The sequence below is a fragment of the Mycolicibacterium agri genome (assembly GCF_002553505.1).
Lineage (GTDB): Bacteria > Actinomycetota > Actinomycetes > Mycobacteriales > Mycobacteriaceae > Mycobacterium > Mycobacterium agri.
Genome location: NZ_PDCP01000145.1, coordinates 1 through 8,032 on the forward strand (window position 1 = coordinate 1; position 8,032 = coordinate 8,032).

The following is an 8,032-nucleotide window of genomic DNA, read 5'->3' on the forward strand; positions in this document are numbered from 1 at the left end:
GACCCTCACCAATCAACGACCGCTACAGCGCGTCGTCACACTTCCTCAACCAACCTGCCTGGGCAGTACAGCTAGCGAACCTGTGCTGGATCTACGACAACAACAAGATCACCATCGAGGGTGCCACCAGCCTGGCGTTCTCCGAGGACGTGCGGGCCCGGTTCGCCGGCTACGGCTGGGCGGTGCGCCACGTCTCCGACGCCAACGACCTGGCCGCGCTGGGCGCCTCCTTCGACGCATTCCGGGCCGAGACCGAGCGTCCGACGCTGATCGTGGTGGACAGCATCATCGGCTACGGATCGCCGAACAAGGCGGGCACGCACTCCGCGCACGGCGAGCCGCTGGGTGTGGAGGAGGTCGAGGCGACCAAGCGGTTCTACGGCTGGCCGGAGAATGAGACGTTTCTGGTGCCCCCGGAGGTGGCCGACCACGTGGGGGGCGGGATGCGCGAGCGCGGTGGTGGTCTGCGCCGGGACTGGGAGGCGCTGATCGCCGGCTACGTCGCGGAGTACCCCGAGCAGGCCGAGCAGCTCAACCACATGCAGCGGCGCACCCTGCCGGAGGGTTGGGACGCTGACATCCCCGGCTTCCCTGCCGACGCCAAGGGTGTGGCCGGCCGCGACGCCAACGGGAAGGTGCTCAACGCGGTCGCGCGGCGGGTGCCGTGGCTGGTCGGCGGCTCGGCCGACCTGGCGCCGTCCAACAAGTCCCGGATGACCTTCGACGGGGCGGGCGACTTCTCGGCCGCCGACCGGGCCGGGCGTAACCTGCACTTCGGGGTCCGCGAGCACGCGGCTGCGGCCGTCGCCAATGGACTCGCGCTGTCCAAGCTGCGCGCCTACCAGGCCGGCTTTCTGATCTTCTCCGATTTCCAGCGTGGCGCGCTGCGGCTCTCGGCGCTGATGGAGCTGCCGCTGATCCATGTCTACACGCACGACTCCATCGGGGTTGGTGAGGACGGGCCGACGCATCAGCCGATCGAGCACCTGGCCTCGATCCGGGCGATGCCTGGCATGATCGACATCCGCCCGGGTGACGCCAACGAGGTGGCCGAGGCCTGGCGGGCGCTGATGCCGATCCGCCACGAGCCGGTGGCGTTGATGCTGTCCCGCCAGCCGCTGCCCACCCTGGACCGGGAGCGCTACGCGTCGGCGGCCGGGGTGGCGCGCGGGGCCTACGTGCTGGCCGACCCACCCTCCGGTGCGCCCGAGGTGATCCTGATCGCCACCGGCAGCGAGGTGGCGATGACGGTGGACGCTTACGAACGGCTGATCGCGGACGGGATCCGGGCGCGGGTGGTCAGCATGCCGTCGATGAAACTGTTTGACGAGCAGCCGCGCTCCTACCGCGACGAGGTGCTCCCACCGTCGATCATGGCCCGGGTGTCGGTGGAGAAGGGCTCCACGTTCGGCTGGGACCGCTGGGTGGGTCCGACCGGTGCGATCATCGGGATGAGCACCTTCGGCGCGTCGGCGCCGCTGAAGGTGCTGCAGGCCAAGTTCGGCTTCACCGTCGAGAATATCGTCGCTACCGCCCGGACCCAGCTCGGCCTCGAGCACGAGGCCAACCCGCCCGGCGTCACCCTTGAGACGTCAGAGAGCGCCGAGACCCTAGCGCAGTGACCGAGCGGGTCCGCTAGCTGCTCCCGGACCGGAAACTGCGGCTGGACCTGATGCGGGTCACTGGTCACCGACGCCACTGTGCAAGCCGCCGGCCGCTGGGCGGGCGTGCCACCTGGCCGCGGTCACCGAACGCCAACAGCGGGTGAGGTAGGACGCTGGCCACCCGCATCGGGTGGCGCAGGCTGCGGGCTCGGGTCCTGTGGCGGCAACGGCGCCACCGATTTCTGTTTCAAAGTCCCGCGCTCACGACGCGGGAACCGCCGGTACCGTTGACCTGTCAAACGGTCGATTGCGTGTATCCAGCGCCGAGCGATCGTCTGGGGAGGTGGACTGCCGTGGTCGATGGGGCGACGAGCGGGCTCGAGATGGATCAGAGCCATTTTCCGCCGATCGAAGACTATGCGTTCTTGTTCGACTGCGAGACGACGGCGCTGATCGCGCCCGACGGTGCGGTGGAGTGGCAGTGTCTGCCACGGATGGACTCTCGGAGCGTGTTCGGTGCCATTCTTGATCGCGACGCCGGACGCTTCCGGATCGGACCGGCGGGGGTCGACGTCCCTTCCGCGCGCCGCTACATCCCGGGCACGATGGTGGTCGAGACGAGCTGGTGGACGCCGGGTGGCTGGCTTGTCGTCGCCGACGCCCTGCTGATCGGCCCGTGGCATCACGAGGACGAGCGGTCGATGACGCATCGCCGGGCGCCCACCGATTACGACGCGGCGCACGTCTTGCTGCGCCTGCTCCGATGTGTCAACGGTCAGGTGCAGGTCGACATGGACTGTACTCGCGGGTTCGACTATGGCCGGTTGCCGCCACGCTGGTCCTACACCGGCGACGGCTACCACGAGGCAATCGCTGAGCCGGTTCCAGATGTCGCCGGCCCTCCGGCATCGGAAGGCGGCAGGCCGCGGCTGCGCCTCACGACGGACCTGAACGTCGGGTTCGAGGGCCCCACGGCGACCGCGCGGACGCTACTCAAGGAGGGACAGCGCCGGTTCGTCGCGCTGTCGTGGAGCAAACACGCCCCGCCGAAGACGCTGGACGAGGCAGTGTGCCGGCTCCGCTGGACCTGCCACCACTGGCAGCACTGGCTTGATCGCGGCATGTTCCCTGACCATCCATGGCGCGGCCATCTGCAGCGCAGTGCTCTAACCCTCAAGGGTCTCAGCTTCGCCCCGTCCGGAGCGATCGTCGCGGCCCGATCAGAACGAGTTGCTCAACACTGCTTTCCCGGATGCTTAGCTTAGCTTAGCTTAGCCCGCTAATCTTGTATGCGCGGTCCAGCGCAGAGGCGGGCCAGCCGGCCCCGGCGCCCACCGGTGGTCGATCACATTGAGGTCGGCTTGCTTTCCGACCTCGACGACGCCGCGAGTTGAACAATCGTCTTGCCTTTGCGCCGCTTCGTCGGATCGAATGCCGACGCCGCCTTCGAGAGTGGAACGACCGCCCCGACGTCCGGACGCAGCACACCCTTCTGCAGCCTGCCTTCGAGACCCAGAGGGGGGTACTGGCGGGCTCGACGACGAAGAAGATGGTTCGCACTCCCTCGGGTTGCTTCTGTAGCGGCTCCGCGATGCTGACGACCGCGCCGCCCGGACGCACGAGTTGTGCTGAGCGATCAAAAATTTCGCCGCCGAGCACATCGAACACCACTTCTACGTGGCCGATGTCCTCGACGCCCTCGCGCTCCAGATCGAGAAAGGCGTCGGCTCCGTGGATCACGACGGTCTAACTCTAACCTGTCGTGAGCATTAGGCCGCCGCCGACGCTTCGCAGATCCAAACCAGATCCACACCGCGATGCGATCAGGTCACGGACCTCCGTTACCGTCGCCGGGCGCGATCGTCGGCGGACGCGGCGTCATCGGCGTCGGGGTCGTGAACGCGGTGGCGCACCCTACGCACGGTGCGCCAGACCACCAGCACGGCCAGCGGGATGGCCAGCGCGGCCACCAAGCTCTCGTCGATCGGCAAGCCCACCGATTTCAGGCCCTTGGCAAAATAGCCGACCAGCCCGACGATGTAATAGGAGATCGCCGCGATCGACAGTCCCTCGACGGTCTGCTGTAAGCGCAGCTGCAGCGCCTGGCCCCGGCGTAGCTCGCGCAGCAGCTCCTGGGTCTGCGTCTCGGCGGCCACTTCGACCCTGGTCCGCAGCATGTCTGCGGTGCGTGCAACCCGCCCCGACAGCGCCTCCATCCGGTGCTTGGCGGCGTCCACGGTGGCCATCGCCGGCGCTAGCCGCCGGCGCAGGAAGGTGAACACCCCCATCAGCCCGGGCAGCGACGCGCGCTGTAGGTACTCGATGCGTTGTTGCACGATCGCGTAGTAGGCCCCGGCGGCGTCGAAGCGTCCTGCGTGCGTGGCGATCTCGTACTCGACGACCGCCGCCAGCCCAATCAGCTCGTCGAGCAGCTCCCGGTCGTCGCGCTGCTCATCCTCGATGCCGCGCGCCAGTTCGGCCAGCTGCGCCTCCAATTCGACCAGGCGCGGAACCATGCCACGTGCGGCCGGGTAGGCCAGCAGCGCCAACATCCGGTAGCGCTCGACGTCCAGTAGCGACCCGGCGATTCGCCCGGCCCGGCCCTCGGTCACGGGCTCAAACAAGATCAGAAACCGCGAGGTGCCGTCCGGATATAGCTGGTAGGTGGTATACAGCCGCGCGGCGTCGTCGCGCAGCCGTGACCCAAGCAGCCTGCCCCGCCCGAGGATTCGCTGGGCGAACTCGGCCGCCTCCTCGTCGGACCAACCATGTGCGGGCAACAGTACGGCGTGCACCGCGGCCAGCGTGCGGCCGGGGATCGCCGCCAACCATCCCGCGGGCAACGGCAGCAACGCCAACAGGTCGGCATCGGCACCGAATGCCGCTGGGTCGAGGGGCTGATGGATGGTGTACAGGGAGTAGTCGTCGTGCTTCTCCCAGGACAGTCCCGTCTGATGGTCAAGCTCAAGCGTTAGGCCCACGTCCGTGGCGGCGACAGCCACGCCGTACGCAGCGGCAAGACCATGCAGGTGTGCGGTCTCCGCCGCAGCCGAGCTCGACTCGGTCAGCACCGTCAACTGGGTGGTCATCGAGGGCACCGGAAGCGGCCTCGCCGGACGCACGTGCACCTCGTTGTGCGCGGCCGCCCGCCCAGACGCATCCTGGGGAAGCATCGCGGTCACCAGCGCCATCGGCTCACCCTCGCCCATGCCCGAAACGGCAGTATCCGGCAGGCGGTTCCGCTGCGGCGAAACCGGTCTTGACGCGGCCCCGGTGATCATGAAACGTCATGTCGCGGCGGCATGACAGCGATCCAGGTTGGCCGCGTGTGCTGTCGACGCTGCAACCAGCATTCAGGGTCAAGAGTTGTCGCTGGGGCGTTAGGCGGGGCGACAACTGCTGGCACCATGGTGAGCCGAATCAAAGAAGCTCGCTACGATGTTGAGCTCGAGGAAGCCATTTATGAGCCATCACGATCGCCTCTCTGTGGCGTTGGTTGAGGCGGTGAACAGCCGCTGATATTCGCCGTACCCTTCCTTCGCAAGCTCGTCACGATGGATGAATCGCAGCGATGCAGAGTTGACGGAGTACCTTATGCCCCCGGCCTCCAGTGGGCCGCCGATAAACAGGTGCCCAAGGTGGCTGCCTCCATGGGCGGACCGTACTTCCGTGCGAATCATGAAGTGGCTGAAGTCCTGCTGCTCGACGATGTTGTCCGCATCGATCGGCTTGGCGAAGCTTGGCCAGCCCGTGCCGCCGTCGAACTTGTCGATGGAGGCGAACAGTGGCTCACCGGAGACGACGTCAACGTAGATGCCGGGCGCGTTGTTGTCCCAGTATTCATTGGCAAACGGCCACTCGGTGCCGTTCTCCTGCGTGACCCGATACTGCTCGGGGCTTAGGGCTTTAACGCCGGCCAGATTCTTGTAGTAGCTGCGCACCACCTGTGCTCCTAAGGCTCATTGAACGAGACGCTGTGGCAAAAGGTATCGCAGGATCACGGCTGTTGGTCTCGGTCTTTGTTGTGACTTCTGGTGGATGTGGGGGTTGGAGTGCCCGCCGACACACCTGTGGTTCGAGTACGCGGTCGCGGGCTCGAAGTGGCCAGGGTGCACTACGGGGTCGGAGCACACACGTGGCGGTGGCCGGGCCAGCAAAGCGCACAATGGCTCCGCGGGAGATCCAGCACGCCCGCGCTATTCGAGGTGGTTGCGGAGGCTGGTTAGGTCATCAGCTTCAGCGACTGCTCATGTCCTTTCAGCAACGCCAGTCATCTGGCCTGCGCTTGGCTGTGTGGTGCGGACGCCATGTGTTCCTGTACCACTGTCCACAGCCGGAAGCCAAGCATGGCATGGCTCTCCTGGATGCGGTGGATGCTTTGCGAGCGCACCGTGAAGCAGAAGTCGAGGTCCTCGGCAATCGCCATCCGACCGCCGTCGTGACCGGAGAACCCGATGGTCAAGAGGCCCCGGTGTCGTGCCTCGGAGATCGCCGTCAACAAGTCCGCCGAGCTGCCCGAGGTCGACAACGCGATCGCGATGTCGCGGTCGCGGGCATGGGCGATGATCTGGCGTTTGAAGATCAGCTCGAACCCGACGTCGTTCCCCAGCGCGGTCACCACCGCGTTGTCGGCGGCTAGTGACCACGCCGCGACGGGACGACCGCGCGCCGGCCGGCTGAACAGCGACGCCAGTGTCGCCGCGTCGGTGGAGCTGCCACCGTTGCCGAAGGTGTACAACCGGCCGCCGCGGCTGAAACGTTCGGCCATGGCGCTTCCTGCCATTGTCAACGCGGTGCTGTACTCGTCCAGCGACTCGCCCTGCAGGCGTGCGCTGTCCGCGGCTTTGCCCCGGGCCGACGCCGCCAGGTCGTCGAGCAGACTGGTGGCGTCGGTCTCTTCCGACTCTATGAACGGGTACAGAAAGCTGGTGTCTTCAGGCTCTGTCATCGGATCACGTCGCTTTCAATTGCGTGACTGCGGCACCCGCGTGCACCAGAACGAGGTCGTTGGGTGCTACATCACCCAGCATCGTGACGTCCACCCATTCCTCACCTGCGGCCGTACGGACGAGCGCTTGATTGGTCGCGTCGGCTGGCCCCAGCACCACCTCGGCAAGGCGGCCCTCGTCACTGCAGGTCACACAGACTTCGTCGGTGCCCTCGTCGGCGGGGGGTTTGAGCAGTCCTGGGTGTTCGAAGCAGACGTGCGTGAGCTCCCACAGCAGGTGGTAGATCAGCACGAAGGTTCCGGTGGCAGGCAGCATCGGATCATCCGAGTCGATCCAAAGAATGTGGTTGGCCGCGCCAGCCGGCGGTCGCGGACCCGAACCGATCCACAGCGTCAGAACTCCCCACGCCCGAGCGCGGCGCATCGCATCGATCACCGCCGGTTCATCGGCCGATGCGACCGCGATGAGCAGGTCACCAGGCTGACTCGCAACCCGCACCTGCGCCACGGGGTCCGGTTCGACAAGCGCGACGGATGGCAACGCCCGCTTACCCATGATGACCGGATGGACGAACTCGACGGCGACGTGGTGAGCGTGCGGTTCCCATCGCGGCGAGATCACCCACAGGGTGGCGCCATCGTGGAATCTGCGGGCCAGATCCAACGCGGCGGCCGCCAGATCAGCAGACAGCTCGGTATCGACGTAGGACCCACCCGGTTGCACACTAGTCGTCATTTCATAATCTCTCCTCACGGGACCACGTCCAATTCGGACAAGCAGCTCATCGCGGACCCCGGCTATCCGCCAGTGTCCTCCGATCTCGCTACGGGGCAAACGCTTTCGGAGGAAGAGTTGACGACCAATCAAGCGTGGCCTGGGCTGTTGCTGCCCATGCGACCGCCGTTCGTCGTGGTCTTCGAGTCCAGCCCCGAGGCGACTGCCGTGTGTGCGGAAAGCCGGAAGCCGACGCCGTCCGCAACCTATGCCAGACACACAACCAGTGCCAGCTGGTCATGGCGGGTCTTCGATGCCTATGCCTGTGCCCATCAGTTTCAGGCCCGACATCGCGGCGGCGGCGCCGGCCTTGTCGGTCTTCTCCACGACGAACCCCATGTGGATGATCACCCAATCACCGCGTGCGAAGGTCTCTTCGGGCAGCATTCCAATGTTCACCTTGCGGTGCTCACCGGCGACGTCGACGAGGGCCAACTGACCTCCGTAGCCCTCCAACATTCTCACCACCTGTCCCGGGATTCCCAGACACATGATTCAGCCCTGCCCAACTGCGGCCCGTGCTAATAGGCCGTTCACTACGTCCTCGACTGTCTGTACCGCGCCGGGCACCGCGGCCGCGACGACGTCGGACAGGCCGATGCCCTCGTCGACATTGGCCACCTCGCAGCCGATGACGATCGTGTAGGGCGGTGTTCCGCCGAGGGCGTTGAGGCTGGCGAACACCGCAGCCGGGTCCATCGCGTG

7 protein-coding genes and 1 pseudogene are annotated in these 8,032 nt (G+C 66.4%); 2 read left to right on the plus strand and 6 right to left on the minus strand.

Annotated elements, in window-relative coordinates:
* Together CQY20_RS32470 and CQY20_RS32475 are read left to right on the plus strand one after the other, a co-directional pair.
* The coding region (locus CQY20_RS32470) for a transketolase family protein (protein WP_109789777.1) at positions 1-1,622 on the plus strand (1,622 nt) is incomplete at its 5' end.
* Between the two features lie 335 nt (positions 1,623-1,957).
* Positions 1,958-2,869 (plus strand): trehalase-like domain-containing protein, encoded by a 912-nt coding sequence (locus CQY20_RS32475; RefSeq protein WP_207767363.1) that lies wholly within the window; start codon positions 1,958-1,960, stop codon positions 2,867-2,869.
* Between the two features lie 576 nt (positions 2,870-3,445).
* Here the strand turns inward: CQY20_RS32475 and CQY20_RS32480 are convergent.
* The 6 genes and pseudogenes from CQY20_RS32480 to CQY20_RS32505 all read right to left on the minus strand — a co-directional run.
* The gene (locus CQY20_RS32480) at positions 3,446-4,813 is read right to left on the minus strand and encodes a DUF3422 domain-containing protein (RefSeq protein WP_163700759.1); all 1,368 of its coding nucleotides are present in this window, start codon (positions 4,811-4,813) and stop codon (positions 3,446-3,448) included.
* A gap of 261 nt (positions 4,814-5,074) precedes the next feature.
* The gene (gene msrB, locus CQY20_RS32485; RefSeq protein WP_097945255.1) at positions 5,075-5,548 is read right to left on the minus strand and encodes a peptide-methionine (R)-S-oxide reductase MsrB; all 474 of its coding nucleotides are present in this window, start codon (positions 5,546-5,548) and stop codon (positions 5,075-5,077) included.
* Positions 5,549-5,874: 326 nt separating this feature from the next.
* Positions 5,875-6,552: a D-sedoheptulose-7-phosphate isomerase gene (locus CQY20_RS32490; protein ID WP_097945257.1), complete on the minus strand. Its 678-nt coding sequence runs from the start codon at positions 6,550-6,552 to the stop codon at positions 5,875-5,877.
* Between the two features lie 4 nt (positions 6,553-6,556).
* Entirely contained in the window at positions 6,557-7,288 is a 732-nt protein-coding gene (locus CQY20_RS32495; RefSeq protein WP_097945258.1) for a hydrogenase assembly protein HupF, read from the minus strand.
* Positions 7,289-7,564: 276 nt separating this feature from the next.
* A complete protein-coding gene (locus CQY20_RS32500) occupies positions 7,565-7,819 on the minus strand; it encodes a HypC/HybG/HupF family hydrogenase formation chaperone (protein ID WP_097945259.1) in 255 nt (84 codons plus the stop codon).
* A gap of 3 nt (positions 7,820-7,822) precedes the next feature.
* Positions 7,823-8,032, minus strand: a pseudogene (locus CQY20_RS32505) (hydrogenase maturation protease); the annotation flags it as partial.

Excerpts from the sequence above, each read along its gene's own strand:
- CQY20_RS32480 (WP_163700759.1), bottom strand. The coding sequence starts at position 4,813 with ATGGGCGAGGGTGAGCCGATGGCGCTGGTGACCGCGATGCTTCCCCAG.
- CQY20_RS32490 (WP_097945257.1), bottom strand. The coding sequence starts at position 6,552 with ATGACAGAGCCTGAAGACACCAGCTTTCTGTACCCGTTCATAGAGTCG.
- CQY20_RS32495 (WP_097945258.1), bottom strand. The coding sequence starts at position 7,288 with ATGACGACTAGTGTGCAACCGGGTGGGTCCTACGTCGATACCGAGCTG.
- CQY20_RS32500 (WP_097945259.1), bottom strand. The coding sequence starts at position 7,819 with ATGTGTCTGGGAATCCCGGGACAGGTGGTGAGAATGTTGGAGGGCTAC.